Origin of the sequence: Apibacter sp. B2912, from assembly GCF_009827835.1 — a bacterium.
In the GTDB taxonomy this organism is placed as follows: Bacteria; Bacteroidota; Bacteroidia; order Flavobacteriales; family Weeksellaceae; genus Apibacter.
In genome coordinates, this window is sequence record NZ_WINV01000003.1 from 66819 (window position 1) to 84033 (window position 17215).

A 17215-nucleotide genomic window follows, 5' to 3' on the forward strand; every position below is an offset into this window, starting at 1 on the left:
CTATATATGAAAAATAACATAAAACACATATTCTTTGATCTTGATAATACGCTTTGGGATACGGATAAAAATTCCAAATTAACTCTTAAAAATATTTATGAAAATTTAAAAATTGAAGAAAAGTATCAATTACAATTTTCAGATTTTTATATAAGTTATTACAACAGGAATGAACATCTTTGGTCCTTATATAGGCAAGATAAGGTAAGCAAAGCAGATATATTGGAGAAAAGATTCAAAGATACGTTTTTGGAATTTCATATAAATGACCCTGAAATTTGGGATTATTTTAATGCCAATTTTTTAACTCAGATCATGGAAAACAATAATTTAATCGAGTATGCAGAGGAAATTTTGAAATATCTAAAAACAAAAGGTTATCAATTACATGTTGTTTCCAATGGCTTTATACAACAAACCGAACAAAAAGTTCAAGAAACTTGTATTAAAGATTATATAACCACCCTAACCAGCGGAGAAGAAATAAATAAAAGAAAGCCGGCTAAAGAAGTATTTGAATTAGGTCTTAAAAAAGCCCATGCATTAGTGAATGAATCCGCGTTTATCGGAGATGATTGGGAGGCAGATGTACTAGGTTCTCAAAAAATAGGGATGCATCCGGTCTATTATAATTACAAAAAAGATGAGCATCATAAAAGTGCAGAGATTCCCATAATTGAAAATTTGTTAGAATTAAAAAATTTCTTTTAAATAGATATTATGATTGAGGTTTATACAGACGGAGCTTCTTCTGGAAATCCGGGAAAAGGAGGGTATGGCATTATAATGAAGCTGAAAGGAACTTCATATGAAAAAAACTTTTCAGAAGGATTTCGCTTAACTACCAACAATAGAATGGAATTATTGGCTGTGATTATTGCTTTGGAAAAAATTAATAAACCCGATCAAGAAGTTGAAATATATTCTGATTCAAAATATGTAGTCGATGCCGTTAATAATAAATGGATTTATGGTTGGGAGAAAAAAAGATTTGAAAAAGTTAAAAATCCGGATCTATGGATTCGATTTATTAGAATTTACAAAAAACATAAAGTAACCTTTCACTGGGTAAAGGGTCATCATGGGCATTTTTATAATGAAAAGGCGGATCAGTTAGCAACTGCTGCAGCTAAAGGAGAAAATCTGTCCATTGATATGGGATATGAAAATCTTATATCAGACAATAAAAATATTTTTTAATTAAATAGTCTAAACCGTTTGAAAAAATAATTTGTTAATAAATTAGTAAATAACGTGTTAAAAAAATGTTCATAATTTTATAAATTAGCACAAAGATTATTAAAAAATAAGATATATGAAAAGTAAAATGGTAATCTATGTGTTCGGATTGATGTTTTTTTCATTTATAACATCTTGTGTATCTTACGAGGCAACTTCTTCATATAAAAAATCAAAACATCCTCATTCGAAAAGATATACTTATAATTCCAATAAAACAAATAAACATATTTCAAGATCAAAACCATCGCATAAATCACCCCATATTTCAAAACCGATAAAGAAAGATTCGAATTTAGAATCAAAAAAATACGGAGTTCATAAAAATATAAAATCTACGGATGTTGTTTTGGTTTTGAAAGAAGCAGAAAAATATAAAGGGACTCCTTATAAATATGGAGGAAATACATTCAGTGGCATAGATTGTTCCGGTTTAGTTTGCAATGCTTACCAAAGAATAGATGTAAAATTACCAAGACGTTCCATAGATATGTCTAATGCAGGAAAAGATGTAAGTATTTCTCGAATAAAAGAAGGCGATTTATTATTTTTTAATACAGGGGGGAGTTCAATAAATCATGTAGGTATAGTCTATAACATATCCGGTTCAGGCGAAATAACATTTATACATGCCTCAACATCTAAAGGGGTTATAATTAGTTCTCTCGAAGAAACTTATTGGAAAAATAAATTTAAAAAAGCACAAAGGATACTTTAAGTTAAAGTAAAAATATTGTTTAGAATAACACGCTTGCCAGCCGGATAATTCGAAGTTTATTATATAAAAAAACCTTTTAATCATCTTAAAGATTAAAAGGTTTTATAGTATTATCATTTTGGTGAAATAAAAATCTTTACGATTTAAATTTCGCCCAATAATTTCTTAGCTATAATATTGCGCTTTAAGTTCTTTAACTTTTGCGTCAGATAAGTACTCATCATAGCTCATATAGCGGTCAATGATACCTTTAGGGGTTAATTCAATGATTCTGTTACAAACAGTAGATAATAATTCATGGTCATGAGAAGAAAGTAAAATAGTACCCTTAAAATTGGTTAACGAGTTGTTAAGAGCCGTAATACTTTCCAAGTCTAAATGGTTGGTAGGCTCATCAAGAAGTAAAACATTAGCTTTAAATAACATCATTCTTGAAAACATACAACGCATTTTTTCACCTCCCGAAAGAACTTTGCAAGATTTTAAAGCTTCATCACCACTAAATAGCATTTTACCTAAAAATCCTCGGATATATTCTTCATGTCTCTCCTCATCCGTATTCACATACTGACGAAGCCAATCTACAAGGTTATCGTCCGATTGAAAATATTTTGTATTATCTAAAGGAAGGTAACTTTGCTTAGTAGTTATACCCCAAGAATAACTCCCTTTATCAGGTTCTGACTCTCCGGATAATATTTGAAAAAATTCAGTAATAGCCAAAGAATTTCTGGATAGAACGGCAACTTTATCCCCCTTTTTTAGGTTCAAGTCAATATTGCTGAATAACAATTCACCATCTTTAGTTTTTTCCAATCCTTTAACGTCCAATATTTGATCCCCGGCTTCACGTTCTTGTTCAAAAATAATTGCCGGATATCTTCTAGAAGACGGCTTGATATCTTCAATATTTAATTTTTCGATCATTTTTTTACGAGCCGTGGCTTGTTTTGCTTTAGCAACATTAGAACTAAACCTGGAAATAAACTCTTGAAGTTCTTTCTTTTTTTCCTCAGCCTTTTTGTTTTGTTGAGCTCTTTGACGGGCAGCTAATTGACTGGCCTCATACCAAAATGAATAGTTACCGGTATATAAATTTAATTTTCCGAAATCCAAATCGCAGGTATGAGTACAAACTGCATCCAAAAAGTGACGGTCGTGCGAAACAACAATTACAGTATTTTCATATCCCGCCAAGAAATCTTCTAACCAAGATATGGTTTCAATGTCTAAATCATTCGTAGGCTCATCAAGAATAAGAACATCAGGATTTCCGAATAAAGCTTGAGCAAGTAATACTCTTACTTTGTCAGCATTTTCCAATTCAGACATCATTTTATAATGTGCATCGTCTTTTATTCCAAGATTAGATAATAAAGTTCCTGCATCAGACTCAGCATTCCAACCTCCCATTTCTTCATAAATAATACCTAATTCTCCCGCTTTAACTCCATCTTCATCAGAAAAATCAGGTTTGGCATATAAAGCATCCATTTCCTCCTTTATGTGGAAAAGTTTCTGATTCCCTTTAATAACCGTTTCCAGTACAGGATATGCATCATAAGCAAAGTGATTTTGTTCCAATACAGACATCCTTTTATCTGTTTCAAGGCTTACACTTCCTGTAGTCGGTTCAACATCGCCGGATAGAATTTTCAAAAATGTAGATTTTCCTGCTCCATTTGCCCCAATAATTCCATAACAGTTTCCTTTCGTAAATTTTACATTAACCTCATCAAAGAGTACTCTTTTTCCAAATTGTAAAGATAAATTTGATACTGTAAGCATATACTTTAATAAATTTGTACAAAAGTAGTAAGAAAAACTTTGATTATGAAATTTGAAAATAAAGTAAATATACTGAATAGAAAAGCTAGATTTAACTATGAATTATTGGATAAATATGAGGCAGGAATAGTTTTACATGGCACTGAGATAAAATCTATTAGATTAGGGAAAGCAAGTATAGCAGAGAGTTTTTGTCAGATTATTAATGGCGAATTATATGTAATAAATATGACCATTGACGAATATTATTATGGAACTCGTTATAATCATACAATAAAAAGGGAAAGAAAACTGTTATTACATAAAAAGGAAATTAACAAACTGTTAAGAAAAACTAAAGAAACAGGATTAACGATTGTACCTACAAAATTGTATATCAATGAAAAAGGAATCGCGAAGATCCAAGTATATCTTGCGAAAGGGAAAAAATTATATGACAAAAGAGAAGCGATAAAAGAAAGAGAATCCAAACGAAATATTAACAGAATGGTAAAGAAATATTAATTTTTTCTTGGGAGTTAGATAATAAAAATGTTACTTTGCAACCTAAAAATTAGATTTTTATATATGAAAAAGTTCAATTTGTTACTTACAGGATTGGCTACAACGTTAGCAACTACTGTATTTGCTCAAAACATTTCGGATAAGTGGTATATCGGGATTGGAGCTCATGCGGTAGACTATACTTCTGTTCGTGGTATCTTTGACGGATATTTTGATACCGATGATTATAGTATTGTACCACCGTTGTCTAAATTAACAGTAGCTAGAAGCATAGCTAAAAACTTTGCAGTTGACTTGCAAGCTTCAATTGGAGAAATAGACAATAAAAGATTAAAAATTAAAGATGAATTCTTTGTTTTAGCTGGCTTAGGTATTAGATATACCCCATTAAGTGAATCCAAATCTTTAAAATGGTTAGATCCATATGTAAGAGTAGGGGCAAATTACCACAAATATTCTTATAAAGGAATTAAAATCGTTGAAAACGATCCAACCACCCACTTAGACGCTTACGATGATGATTATAATCCTAAGAAAAATTATAAACTAGGAGGTAAATTTACCGGTCATGATAATAATTTCATATTAAATGGTGGAGTAGGTATTAACTTCTGGTTTACAAAAAACTTTGGTATAAATCTAGAATCTCAATATAACTGGGCAACAGCATATTCTAAAGATTATATAAATTTCTTCCAACATTCAGCATCGATTATATTTAAATTCGGAGCTAAGAAAGAAGAACCACTTCCGCCACCTCCACCGGTAGAAGAACCAAGTGATAGAGATGGCGACGGTATTCCAGACGATCAAGACAGATGTCCGGATACACCGGGATTACCACAATTCCAAGGATGTCCTGATACAGACGGAGACGGTATTCCGGACGACCAAGACAGATGTCCGAATGCAGCAGGACCTGCACAATTCCAAGGATGTCCTGATACAGATGGAGACGGTATTCCAGATGTTGATGATGCTTGTCCAACCGTAAAAGGGCCAATTGAAAACAAAGGTTGTCCTTGGGAAACTAAAGACGTTACTTTCAGGTTAAAAAATATCAACTTTGAATTTAACAGCTCTAAATTAACAGCAGAATCCTTACCATTAGTAAAAGATGCAGCTAAATTATTAAAAGATGAAAGTTTTGATGGTAAAAAATTCTTTGTAGACGGACATACCGACAGAGTAGGATCTGTAGCCGTAAACAATAGAATATCAAAACAAAGAGCACAATCTGTAGTTAACGAATTAGTTAAAAACGGAGTAAGTAAAGATAGATTGATAGCAAGAGGATTCGGTAAATCAGAATTGTTATGTAAACAACAAGATATCAATGCTAAGAAAGACGATAAAGGAAATATTCTTTATCCGGATCAAGAAACTTGTGATAGAGAAAACAGAAGAGTTGTGATCTTAGATCAAACCGGTTCAAAAGTATCAATCACAGAAGAAGTTAAAGTAAAAACTCCTAGTCAAAGAAGAAGATAATTTACTAAACAAACTTTTCTAATAAAAAAGTCATCCAAATTTTGGATGACTTTTTTTATTCATTATTTATAAAAGCATAATAAAATAATACAATTATTAACTAATGATTTATAAAAAAAATAATAGCTATTAAAGAAATTTTAAAGATAAAAAATAAGCACATTTAAAATGTTTTTTTAATAGGGATAATACCGATTAACAAAAGCTATTTTAGTTAACTTTGTAATTAAATTATAAATAACGTGAAAATAATAGCAGTTATTCCTGCAAGATATGCAGCCTCTCGTTTCCCTGCTAAGCTGATGGGTATGTTAGGGGAAAAAACAGTCATTCGGTCAACCTATGAAAATGCAATTAAAACCCGTCTTTTTTCAGATGTATTTGTAGTAACAGACTCCGAAATCATTCATAATGAAATCACCAGAAACGGAGGTAAAGCCATTATGAGTAAAAAGGAACATGAGACAGGTAGTGATCGAATTGCAGAAGCTGTTGAAAATTTAGAATGCGATATCATCATAAACATACAAGGAGATGAACCTTTTGTAAAAACCGAACCGTTAGCAAGGCTAATTGAAGTATTTAAGAAAGATCAAGAAAATAAAATAGATGTTGCTACCTTGATTCGTAAAATGGACGATTGGAATTTAATTGAAGATTCTAATTATGTAAAAGTAGTTAAAGATCAAAATGACTTTGCACTATATTTTTCACGTTCAGTTATACCATATCCTCGTGAAAAATCATTTCAGGCAGATTATTATGAGCATGTAGGCGTATATGCTTTTCGTAAACAAGCCTTACTAGATTTTGCAAAATTACCGATGTTACAAAACGAACAAGCAGAAAAGGTGGAGTGCATACGATATTTAGAGTATGGCATGAAAATTAAGGTAATAGAGACTGATTTTGTAGGAGTTGAAATAGACACGCCGGAGGATTTAGAAAAAGCAAATGAAATATTAAATAAACAGATAAACGAGAAAAAATAAAAATATGAAATTCAGAAATTTCCCAATGGTTCCCCGTGTAATTTATGGACGTGGAAGCTTTGATCAAACTTCAGAAATTATTGAAGAAAAAAGAAATAAAGATTATCCATTTATTTTTTTAGTAGATAAAGTGTTTGAAGGAAAAGAATTAGAAAAAAGAATTCCCTTAAAAGGAAAAGATAAAATTATATTTATAGATACTACTGATGAACCCAAAACCAAAGGAATTGATGCGATCAGAGATTCATTAAAAGAGGAATATGGAACTGTTTCCGGAGTTATTGGAATAGGAGGAGGAAGTGTAATGGATTCGGCAAAAGCTGTTGCAATTATGATGAATAGTGAAGGATCTTCTTCTCAATATCAAGGGTGGGATTTAGTGAAGAATCCGGCTGTATATCATGTAGGTATACCAACAATTAGTGGTACAGGAGCAGAAGTTTCCAGAACTTGTATTTTAACCGGGCCGGAAAGAAAATTAGGTATTAATTCAGACTTTACCCCTTTTGATCAAGTTATTTTGGATCCATCTTTAGTAAAAGGAGTAGAAAAAAATCAGGCATTTTTTACCGGTATGGATTGTTATATTCATTGCATTGAGTCTTTAACAGGAACATATCTTAATGCTTTCAGTAAAAGTTACGGAGAAAAAGCATTAGAACTTTGCCAAAAAGTATATGTTCATAAATCTGAATGGGATGATGAGTCTGATGAAGATTTAATGATGGCATCTTGGCATGGAGGAATGAGCATCGCTTATTCACAAGTAGGAATTGCTCATGCGGTGAGTTACGGACTTTCTTATTTACTAGGAACTCATCACGGAGTAGGTAATTGCATTGTTTTTGACCGATTAGAAGAGTATTATCCGGAAGGAGTTAAGGAATTTAAATATATGGTTGAAAAAAATCAGATTGAAATCCCGCAAGGTGTATGCAAAGGATTGTCTGATGAACAATTCAATACTATGATTAATGTTTCTTATGGAATGGCACCGCTTTGGGAAAATGCTTTAGGTAAAGATTGGCAGAAAATAATGACTAAAGAAAAATTAAGAGCACTTTACGAAGAAATGTAAATACTATTATTCGAAAAATAATAGTTCAATTAATGCAAAGATATAAATTGAAGAAAAATGATAATTCCAGGATAACTTTAAAGTTGCCTGGAATTTTTTTACAGTCAACCCTTTTTTAAATCATATATGAAGAAGCTTTTTTTCGCTTTGCTGATATTCCTTTTGAACATATGTTATTCTCAGACGGTAGAACAAATAATAAACAAACATTTAGAAGTTACCGGAGGAACACATCATTGGAAAGAATTGAATTCAATAATAATTAGAGGAGATATAATTTTAGGATTAAATGAGTCATATCCTATAGAAATTTATCAGCAGAGACCGAATCTTAATAAAACTTGTATAGAAATACAGGGAAAAAAAATTATTTTAAATGCTTACAACGGAAAGAAAGCTATACAATATAACTTTCAAACGAATTCCCTTGAAAAAAAAAATAATTACGTTCCTGAAGCATTTGAATCGGATTTAATTGATTATTCTGCAAAAGGGTTTCTTCCGGTATTTCTTGGGGAAGAACGTATTGATAACAAGAATTGTTATAAAATTAAACTAACTAATAACAGAGAATCAGAAATTTATTACTTTGATAAAACCAGCTATCAATTAGTTAGAGAAGATACTTCAAACGAAAGTAAATTATATTCAGATTTTAAATTAGTCTCCGGACTAATCTTTCCTTATCGTTTAGTAGTCAAAAACAAGGAGGATGACTCAGAATTTATTCTTGTATTTAAATCGCTTGAAATTAACAAGATCATTCCAGAAAAAGAATTTAAATTTTAAGGGTAAAGAAAAATTTAAAGCACTCTCATAAATATATAAAAGAGTGCTTTATTTATTTTAGCATAAAGGATTACTTCTTAATTACATTTTTGGATATAGAATTACCATTTCCCGTAATATTTATGGTATATATACCCGCAGGATAATTAGTAAGATCTATAGAAAAAAGCTTATTTTTTTCAACTTTTGAAAATAATAAGCTACCAGCCAAATTATAAACTTTAACGTGGCTTGTATTTCCTCTAAATTGAATAGCACCTAAATCGATAGTAAAAACTCCTTCAGAAGGATTAGGGTAAACTTTAAATGTTGGGGTTTCTGAAAAAATTTCATCGGTTTGGAGTTGCTTGTAATTTAAACTGCATACATTTAAAGAAAAAGATTTTAAAGTACCCGTATTTTTAGGATAATGATCTGCTACCCCTAATAGCCATTGCCCGCTATAATTTTTCTTAAATAAAGAATGAAGTGGATTATAAGGTTTTATTGTACCTATAGTTGGAGAGGAACAATTCATTGTAATTCCAACATCATCAAAGGTTGCATTTAAACCTGAATTATTTGGGCACGAATGATTCCACAAAACCGCAGATTTATAATCATTTTGACCTGGAGTTTGTAATACAATAAATAAATCTTCAATATTTGGATGATCTACATCAACAGTAGCTTGTAGTTTAATCAGTTTATCATAATTCTCATTATCAGGAACAGTAACTGCCATAACAGCATACTTCGAATTTGAATGATCACCATTCCCGTCAGGTATAGCAATCGGAGTAAAGGTTGAATTATATTTTTTACAGATTACTTCTGATTCATATCCTATTGAAAAATATTCGGTTAAGGCAAAATAGATATTATTACTTGCCTCAATCATTATTTTTGCTTTTTTAGCGATAAGATCAGCAGGTAAATTCACGGTTGCATTTCCTGAATTCGGAATTTGATCAGCCAAAGGAGTTATAGTTTGCCCCTCATCTGTAACTAATGAAATATTCACAAATTGTGTATTAAATGGCTGTGCTGTTGTATTAGCAACATTCCATGATACGTTTATTGAACTTCCTTTCTTAGCTATATAATCAGCTGTAGGAAATGTTGCGATAAATGGCCCCCCACTATCAGAAACCATAACTTCTTTAGTTTCAATCTTAGTTTGAGGTTTATTAGGATTATTATCTCGCACGGTTACAGTAAAATTCAGGGCTCTTTTGACGTTGGAAACAGTCTCCCATGTATTTGGAGAGTAAATACCGGTAGTTAAAGCGGGAAAATATCTCCTTGTAGAAGTTGTCGGTAGAAAAGATCTGAATATAGGACCGTATGTTTGTGAAGAATCGACACGAATAACATCCTTACGAGCATTATCAATTTGTTCCCAACAAAAAGTCAGCTTATCCCCATCAGGATCTGTTGTACCTTCTGCATCCAAATAAAACCGTGTCCCCATAGGAATGGTCACGCTAGAGGGGCCTACATTTACTACAGGCGGATGATTAGGAATTTGATTGATTGTTCCACAGGTTTTAGGCTGTAGATTTTTATAAATTTGCTGAATACTGGCTGAGTGAAAATAAGCATCTGAATTTAATTGCACATTGGCTGAAGTGATACCTGCGTATCCCATTATCGTACTTCCGCTTCCCGGTTCAATATTAACCCCTGTATTTTCAAGCCAACAGGAAAAAGTATGATTAGCTCCCAGCTGATGTCCCATTTCATGAGCTACATAATCAATATCAAAATGATCACCGGAAGGATTATTATTTGAAGGAGAAGTTATCCCACTGCCTTTTCCTGCAGAAGTAGGAATTCCGTTTGGATCCATTTTAGGACTAATACATATACAACCTATGCAACCGGCATTTCCCCCTCCACCATTGCCGCCAAAAAGATGACCAATATCATAGTTATCTTCTCCAACTACTGCTGTTAATGTTTTTTGAAGTTCCATATTCCAGTTATTTATAAAAGAAGCATCAGAATAAGGATCTGTATTTGGATCTTCATATATAAGAGAAATATTATTAATCATTTTAAGATTTACAGACAGATCTCTTTCCAAAATACCATTCACCCGGGTCATGGTGATATTTATCTGCTGTAAAGCTCCGGTCACCCCGCCAAAATGCTGAGTATATTCACCGGTTACTGATAGAGCTAATCTATACGTGCGAAATTTTCGATCACTCGATATTATTTTATAAGAATTTGATTCTTCCGAAATAATTTCATCAACTGTATTACAATTGAAATCATTAAAGCTATTTTTCTTTCTAATACGAACTGAATAAACTTCTCCATCGGTTGTATAAGGATCAATGAGCTGAATGGTACCCGTATTATCCATAATCATTGAATTGAATTGATTGGGGGAAATACTGAATCGAATATATTTGTTCGCATCGTCTAAACCGATTCCTGCATATGAATACATTTCGTATTTATTTTCAATTTCTTCATCCATTACAGGGGCATGATAAACCGAAAATCTTTCTATTTTTCCTTCCGATGTGGGAACGTATACTATGGTAGGAGCTTGGTTAGTTTCTCTTAATACGGAAGATTTTAATTGTTTTTTTAAAGAATAAAAATCAACGGTATATAGTTCTTCAATGGGTAAATTAATATTTTCACTTCTAATCTTTTTTCCTGTTAAGCTTGTTCTCTTCCAATAATTTTGTGCTGAAAGAGATATACTAAACAGAAAAATACTAATAGTTAATAAAAAATTTTTCATATATCTCTATTTTGTATGTTATAATAATAGCAAAAATATATATTATAAATTAATAAGCAATAATATCATTAATTATTTATGATTATTAACTATAAAATATGGATTATAATTTTCCTATCAATAGTTTTTATAAAGAGAAAAATTGAAATAATATTTTAGATTTATAGTATAGTATAAAACAAAATTATCGAGGTGAAAAATTTAATAAAGTCAATAAATGGGGAGGTGTTTAATTTTATAAGATAAAATTAGTTTATTTATTGAAAATAAGGTATATAGTATCTAAAATTATTTTAAAAAGAGAAATTATTTATTGAGAAGCAACTAATATCGCGTTTTAATAAAATGAAAACCTTTTATAAATAAAAATTACATAAATATTCTTGCCCAGCTTTCTTTAAGAGGAAGTCTAAATTTTTCATCGAATTCTTTAGAAGTACTTATAGCAAGGTTATAAATATAGGTTTCAGGAGAAATTTGAGCGGATTTGATTTTTTCCTTGAAAGAATTCATAGGAACAGTAGTAATTTCCCCTTTATCATCTTCATAGCTTACCCATAATCGGTTTAAAAGATCTAATTGATATTTTTGATCGATTTGTCTAATGCATTGATTCAATTTATCAATAGAACATCCGGTGGCTTTCGCTTGATTTTCATCAACCGCTATAATTATGAATTTATTTTTAATAATCGTAAGCTCAGATTTTAAATCAGCACCATGTGCCGCCCATGTTTTCAAAAAGTTAGTAAGAATTTTGTTGATATCTTGAATTTCTTCAAGGGTAAGAAATCTTCTAGATTGAAAAACCCAGAGCTTAGAAAAATTATTCATAATTTATGTTAGAGGTAAACTTTACCTATATTATTAATGTGAGAATTAGGATACAAATTTAAAAATTAATTTCTCAATTAAGGGTAAACTATTAGAAATAAATAGTAAATTTATAAAGACTTTTGCTATGTGTCATTAAGGTAAGCAAAGTTTTCAAGAGTAGATAAAATTTAATTTAGGGCTATATATATGGATTTTGATTTTCATAGAATTAATAAAGATTTTAAAAAGATTAATACGAATATTAGAGTCTATAGTGATCTTCTTATAGAAAAATCTTTAGATGTTTGGAATATAAAAACTAAAGTTGGTTTATTCTTTTTTTCATTAGGTATTGCATTATTAGGTACCTATTTTCTTTCCCCGCAAGAATTTACTAAAGCTCAAGAATACACCCTGTTCATTCTGATGTTTTCAATACTTCTATGGGTTACCGAAGCAATACCCCCCTTTGCCGTGGGAATTCTGATCACAGGTTTTCTCATTTATACCATGGGGAATATAGAAGGATCAACAATTGATCCGAAAACTATTTCTAATACATGGTCTGATAGTGTTATATGGATTTTCTTGGGCGGTTTTTTTCTCAGTGAAAGTATGAGAAAAACAGGAATAGATATTTCTTTATTTAGAGGTACCATATCTATTTTTGGTAGTAAGCCGTCGCATATGTTGTTAGGAATTATGCTAACTACTTCCTGTTTATCATTAATTATATCCAATACGGCAACATCAGCCATGATTTTGGCGGCAGTTATGCCTTTTTTAGACAGAGAAGGGAAAGATTCACCCATGACAAAAGCAATATTGATAAGTATACCGGCTTCGGCAACTTTTGCAGGAATGGGCAGCTTAATATCTTCTCCTCCCAATTTGATTGTAGTAGATGTTTTAAAATCCAAAGGTATTGAGGTTTCTTTTTTTGATTGGATGATCTTGGGTTTGCCCGTAGCAATAGTTTTGTTGTTGTTCTTTTGGATTCTGCTTAAGCAAAAATATACTTCTAAAGTTGAAAAAATTAATTTAAATTTCTTAGAAGAATTAGCCCCGATTCCCAAAAAGATTAGATTGCAGAGGTTTTTTGTAATACTAATTTTATTTATAACCGTTTTCTTTTGGATGATGGGTTCAAAATTGAAAATCCCAAGTGCAGCCACTTCAGGAATTCCTATTGTTTTCCTTCCTATGTTAGGGATTATAACGGCTGAAGATATAAGAAAGCTTCCGTGGGATACCTTAATGTTGGTCGCCGGTGGATTATCACTAGGGATTGCAATAAAGGAATTGCTGGCGCCCTATTATTCCGAATTATTGGGAGATGCATCGTTTAATGAATATTTAATGATGATGATTTTTGCTATAGTGACTGTGATTTTTTCTAACATAATGAGTAGTACGGCAACAGCAACCATCGTCATAAATATTGCTGCGGTGGTACTTCCTCCGGAACAAATATTGCCGATCGGTTTAGTAATTGGTCTTTGTGCTTCGTGCGGATTATTCCTGCCCGTGTCAACGCCTCCCAATGCAATAGTATACAGTACAGGGATGCTTAAACAATCAGACTTTTATTTTGGAGGTTTTTATGCAGCAATAGTAGGAACTATAGTAATCATGGCCTGGGTATTATTTTTGCAAAATTTTACAGGGTATTTTGAGATGGTCTTAACAAGCAGATAAATAAAATTATATTTACTTAACATATATTTTAAGAAATATTTAAAACAATAATCTGTCAACTTGGCATATAAAGTTTTATCTTTGCAGACTATTTTTATTTTGATTTAGTAATATCCCGGTACTTTTTTTCGTAGGGAATGTTTAAATATGGAAAAAGAAATTATAGAAGGAAGACAAGGAGAAATCTTAATACAAGAAAGTTCTATTAAAAACACCAAAAAAATGTTTTTGGAAAGCTATGGTTGTCAAATGAATTTTTCCGATAGTGAAATAGTAGCTTCAATACTTAGTAACGAAGGATATAATACTACCTCTCAACTGGAAGAAGCAGATTTAGTTCTTCTTAATACTTGCTCTATTCGTGAAAAAGCGGAGCAAACAGTTAGAAAAAGACTTTCTCAATTTAATGCAATAAAAAGAAAAAAGCCGGATCTGGTTATAGGCGTTCTCGGCTGCATGGCAGAAAGATTAAAAACAAAGTTTTTGGAAGAAGAGCATTTAGTTGATCTAGTGGTAGGTCCCGATGCATACAGAGATCTTCCGAACTTATTGAAAAATACGGATGATGGAAGAAATGCCATTAATGTACTTTTATCAAAAGAAGAGACCTATGCAGATATAAGTCCGATACGCTTAGGCGGAAATGGAGTTACAGCTTTTGTGTCCATAACCCGAGGATGTGATAATATGTGTACATTCTGTGTGGTTCCTTTTACAAGAGGAAGAGAGCGCAGTAGAGATCCACATTCAATTCTTAAAGAATGTAAAGAGTTGAGAGAAAATGGATATAAAGAAATTACACTTTTAGGACAAAATATAGATAGTTACTTATGGTATGGAGGAGGTCCTAAAAAAGATTTCTTAAAAGCTAGTGAATTGCAAAGAGCAACAGCGATAAATTTTGCACAATTATTGAACATGGTAGCTGAAGCTTGTCCTGAAATTAGAATACGATTTTCAACGTCTAATCCGCAAGACATGCATGAAGAAGTATTGCACGTAATGGCTAAACATGATAACATTTGCAAATACATCCATTTACCTGTTCAAAGTGGGAGCACTACAGTTTTGCAGCGAATGAATCGTCAACACACACGCGAAGAATATATTAATTTGGTGGATAAAATAAGGGAAATCGTACCTGACTGCGCGATTTCACATGATATCATAGCAGGTTTTTGTGGAGAAACGGAAGAAGAGCATCTAGAAACCTTATCTCTAATGAAATATGCAAAATACGATTTCGGATACATGTTTGCTTATTCTGAACGTCCCGGTACGTTAGCTCATAAAAAAATGAAAGACGATGTGCCTACGGAAATAAAGTCAAGAAGACTTAAAGAAATTATAAATCTTCAACAAGAACTTTCATTAGAAAGAATGAAAACGTATACTAACAAAGTACACGAAGTTTTGATAGAGGGAACCAGTAAAAAAAGTAAAGATCAATGGTACGGAAGGATTTCTCAAAATGCAGTGGTGGTTTTTACTAAAACAGATCAAACAAAAGTTGGAGATTTTGTTAATGTATTGGTAAATGATTGCACTTCAGCTACCTTGATAGGAGAAATCGCATAAATAAATATTATGGATTCATTACAGGCAATAAAACAAAGATTCGGAATAATTGGAAATAACCTTGCACTTAACAGGGCTTTAGAAAAAGCTATGCAAGTAGCACCTACAGATATTTCTGTTTTGGTAATTGGAGAAAGCGGGGTAGGAAAAGAGTTTATTCCTAAAATAATTCATAATCTTTCACCAAGAAAACATAAACAATATATTGCTGTTAATTGTGGAGCAATTCCTGAAGGGACCATAGATTCAGAACTTTTTGGTCACGAAAAAGGAGCTTTTACGGGAGCAGATAAAGTTCGTAAAGGATATTTTGAAGTAGCAGATGGAGGAACCATTTTTTTAGATGAAGTAGGAGAATTGCCTTTGCAAACGCAAGTTCGTTTATTAAGAGTATTGGAAAGTGGTGAATTTATGAAAGTCGGATCATCTACTATTCAAAAAACAAATATAAGAATTGTAGCTGCGACTAATGTTAATTTATTGGAAGCAATTAAAAAAGGCAGATTCAGAGAAGATTTATATTACAGGTTAAATACAGTACAGATTGATATACCTGCTTTAAGGGAAAGGAAGGATGATATTCCTTTACTTTTCAGAAAATTTGCAGTTGATTTTTCAGAAAAATATAGAATGCCTTCAGTGAGTTTATCGGAAGAAGCCATGTCCTATATTCAAAATTATTATTGGCCGGGAAATATCCGTCAATTAAGAAATTTTACCGAACAAATTACGGTGGTGGAAACCAACAGGAATTTGTCTATAGATAAGGTAAAAGAATATTTAAAAGACATTCCACAAACCACGTCTTTAGTAAACTTTTCCAAGCAAAATGAAAGTCATTCGGATTTTTCTAGTGAAAGGGAAATATTATATAAGTTTTTATTCGATATGAAAAAAGATCTCAACGATTTGAAAGCGTTGACTTTAGAGCTCATTAAAAATAAAGGCGATTTGATGCTAAACTCAAATGATCAGGATCTTTTCCAACGAGTATATAAAGATTATGATATTCCTAAATCTGGAGATTCTCTTGTTTACTATGATGAAAAACCCGTTATACCGACAGTTCCTTCATCAGTTAATGAGTATCACGATATTTTGGATGACTACGAATATGAAGATGTGTCCAACAATTCAGAATCTTTATCTTTACAAAGAAAGGAAGAGGAACTTATTAAAAAAGCTTTAGAAAAGTATAATGGAAAACGTAAACTAGCAGCAAAAGAGTTGGGAATTTCGGAAAGAACATTATATAGAAAAATAAAACAATATGATATTGAAGAATAAAATCATATTACTCATAATAGGAATTTTTTTTATATCTTTGTCCGGATGTTATTCATTCACAGGGGCTTCTTTGGATCCCGATATAAAAACTATAGAAATAAAATCATTTCCTAATTATTCAGCTTATCAAAGCCCGAATTTAAGTGTAGATTTTACTACCGCCTTACAAAGTAGATTTAATCAAAGAACGAAGCTTGTAGAGACTAATATAGATCCGGATATCATTTTAGAAGGTGAAATAACAAATTTTTCAACCAGTCCGGTAAATATACAAAGTAATTCCGACGAAGCAACGCAAAACAGATTGACGATAAGCGTTTCTGTTAGATACGAAAATAAAAAGCAGCCTGAAAAGAGTTTCGAAAAAACTTTTTCCGATTATGAAGATTATTCTAGCAAAGAATTATTGATTAACGTTCAAGATGATCTTGCCCAGAAAATCAATCAAAGAATTATTGATCAAATATTTTTAGCGATAGTAGCCGATTGGTAAG

The 17215-nt window shown here is 31.7% G+C and carries 15 protein-coding genes; 12 read left to right on the forward strand and 3 right to left on the reverse strand.

Annotated elements, in window-relative coordinates:
• Window positions 1–6: 6 nt before the first annotated feature.
• From GFV01_RS06415 to GFV01_RS06425, 3 genes are all read left to right on the forward strand, one after another.
• Window positions 7–711, forward strand: coding sequence for an HAD family hydrolase (locus GFV01_RS06415; protein WP_160565715.1), 705 nt, complete (start codon window positions 7–9; stop codon window positions 709–711).
• 6 nt (window positions 712–717) lie between these two features.
• Window positions 718–1200 carry a ribonuclease HI gene (rnhA, locus tag GFV01_RS06420; protein WP_160542585.1) on the forward strand — a complete coding sequence of 161 codons (483 nt, stop codon included), beginning with the start codon at window positions 718–720 and terminating at the stop codon, window positions 1198–1200.
• Between the two features lie 115 nt (window positions 1201–1315).
• A complete protein-coding gene (locus GFV01_RS06425) occupies window positions 1316–1957 on the forward strand; it encodes a C40 family peptidase (RefSeq protein WP_255448950.1) in 642 nt (213 codons plus the stop codon).
• 165 nt (window positions 1958–2122) lie between these two features.
• Here the strand turns inward: GFV01_RS06425 and GFV01_RS06430 are convergent, their stop codons facing one another.
• Window positions 2123–3745, reverse strand: a complete 1623-nt coding sequence (locus tag GFV01_RS06430; RefSeq protein WP_160542542.1) for an ABC-F family ATP-binding cassette domain-containing protein — start codon at window positions 3743–3745, stop codon at window positions 2123–2125.
• A gap of 45 nt (window positions 3746–3790) precedes the next feature.
• Here GFV01_RS06430 and smpB point away from each other — a divergent pair, with 45 nt between their 5' ends.
• The 5 genes from smpB to GFV01_RS06455 all read left to right on the forward strand — a co-directional run bounded on the left by smpB (window position 3791) and on the right by GFV01_RS06455 (window position 8599).
• Window positions 3791–4249: an SsrA-binding protein SmpB gene (gene smpB, locus GFV01_RS06435; RefSeq protein WP_105296380.1), complete on the forward strand. Its 459-nt coding sequence runs from the start codon at window positions 3791–3793 to the stop codon at window positions 4247–4249.
• A gap of 63 nt (window positions 4250–4312) precedes the next feature.
• Entirely contained in the window at window positions 4313–5740 is a 1428-nt protein-coding gene (locus GFV01_RS06440; protein ID WP_160565717.1) for an OmpA family protein, read from the forward strand.
• Between the two features lie 242 nt (window positions 5741–5982).
• On the forward strand, window positions 5983–6732 hold the full coding sequence (gene kdsB, locus GFV01_RS06445; protein ID WP_160565719.1) for a 3-deoxy-manno-octulosonate cytidylyltransferase: 750 nt from the start codon (window positions 5983–5985) through the stop codon (window positions 6730–6732).
• A 4-nt stretch (window positions 6733–6736) separates the two neighbouring features.
• A complete protein-coding gene (locus tag GFV01_RS06450) occupies window positions 6737–7810 on the forward strand; it encodes an iron-containing alcohol dehydrogenase family protein (protein WP_160542538.1) in 1074 nt (357 codons plus the stop codon).
• A 126-nt stretch (window positions 7811–7936) separates the two neighbouring features.
• On the forward strand, window positions 7937–8599 hold the full coding sequence (locus tag GFV01_RS06455) for a histidine kinase (RefSeq protein ID WP_160565721.1): 663 nt from the start codon (window positions 7937–7939) through the stop codon (window positions 8597–8599).
• 70 nt (window positions 8600–8669) lie between these two features.
• Here GFV01_RS06455 and GFV01_RS06460 read toward each other — a convergent pair whose 3' ends face one another.
• Entirely contained in the window at window positions 8670–11342 is a 2673-nt protein-coding gene (locus GFV01_RS06460) for a reprolysin-like metallopeptidase (protein ID WP_160565723.1), read from the reverse strand.
• A gap of 369 nt (window positions 11343–11711) precedes the next feature.
• Window positions 11712–12176, reverse strand: a complete 465-nt coding sequence (locus GFV01_RS06465) for a hypothetical protein (RefSeq protein ID WP_160565725.1) — start codon at window positions 12174–12176, stop codon at window positions 11712–11714.
• A gap of 189 nt (window positions 12177–12365) precedes the next feature.
• Between GFV01_RS06465 and GFV01_RS06470 the strand changes: the two genes are divergently transcribed.
• The 4 genes from GFV01_RS06470 (at window position 12366) to GFV01_RS06485 (ending at window position 17214) form a co-directional block, all read left to right on the forward strand.
• The gene (locus tag GFV01_RS06470) at window positions 12366–13856 is read left to right on the forward strand and encodes a DASS family sodium-coupled anion symporter (RefSeq protein WP_160542534.1); all 1491 of its coding nucleotides are present in this window, start codon (window positions 12366–12368) and stop codon (window positions 13854–13856) included.
• 147 nt (window positions 13857–14003) lie between these two features.
• Window positions 14004–15434, forward strand: a complete 1431-nt coding sequence (gene miaB, locus GFV01_RS06475) for a tRNA (N6-isopentenyl adenosine(37)-C2)-methylthiotransferase MiaB (RefSeq protein WP_160565727.1) — start codon at window positions 14004–14006, stop codon at window positions 15432–15434.
• A gap of 9 nt (window positions 15435–15443) precedes the next feature.
• A complete protein-coding gene (locus tag GFV01_RS06480; protein WP_160565729.1) occupies window positions 15444–16721 on the forward strand; it encodes a sigma-54-dependent Fis family transcriptional regulator in 1278 nt (425 codons plus the stop codon).
• Window positions 16705–17214 (forward strand): LptE family protein, encoded by a 510-nt coding sequence (locus GFV01_RS06485; protein WP_105296369.1) that lies wholly within the window; start codon window positions 16705–16707, stop codon window positions 17212–17214. Before GFV01_RS06480 ends, GFV01_RS06485 begins: the two co-directional genes overlap by 17 nt.
• The last annotated feature ends 1 nt before the right edge of the window (window position 17215 follow it).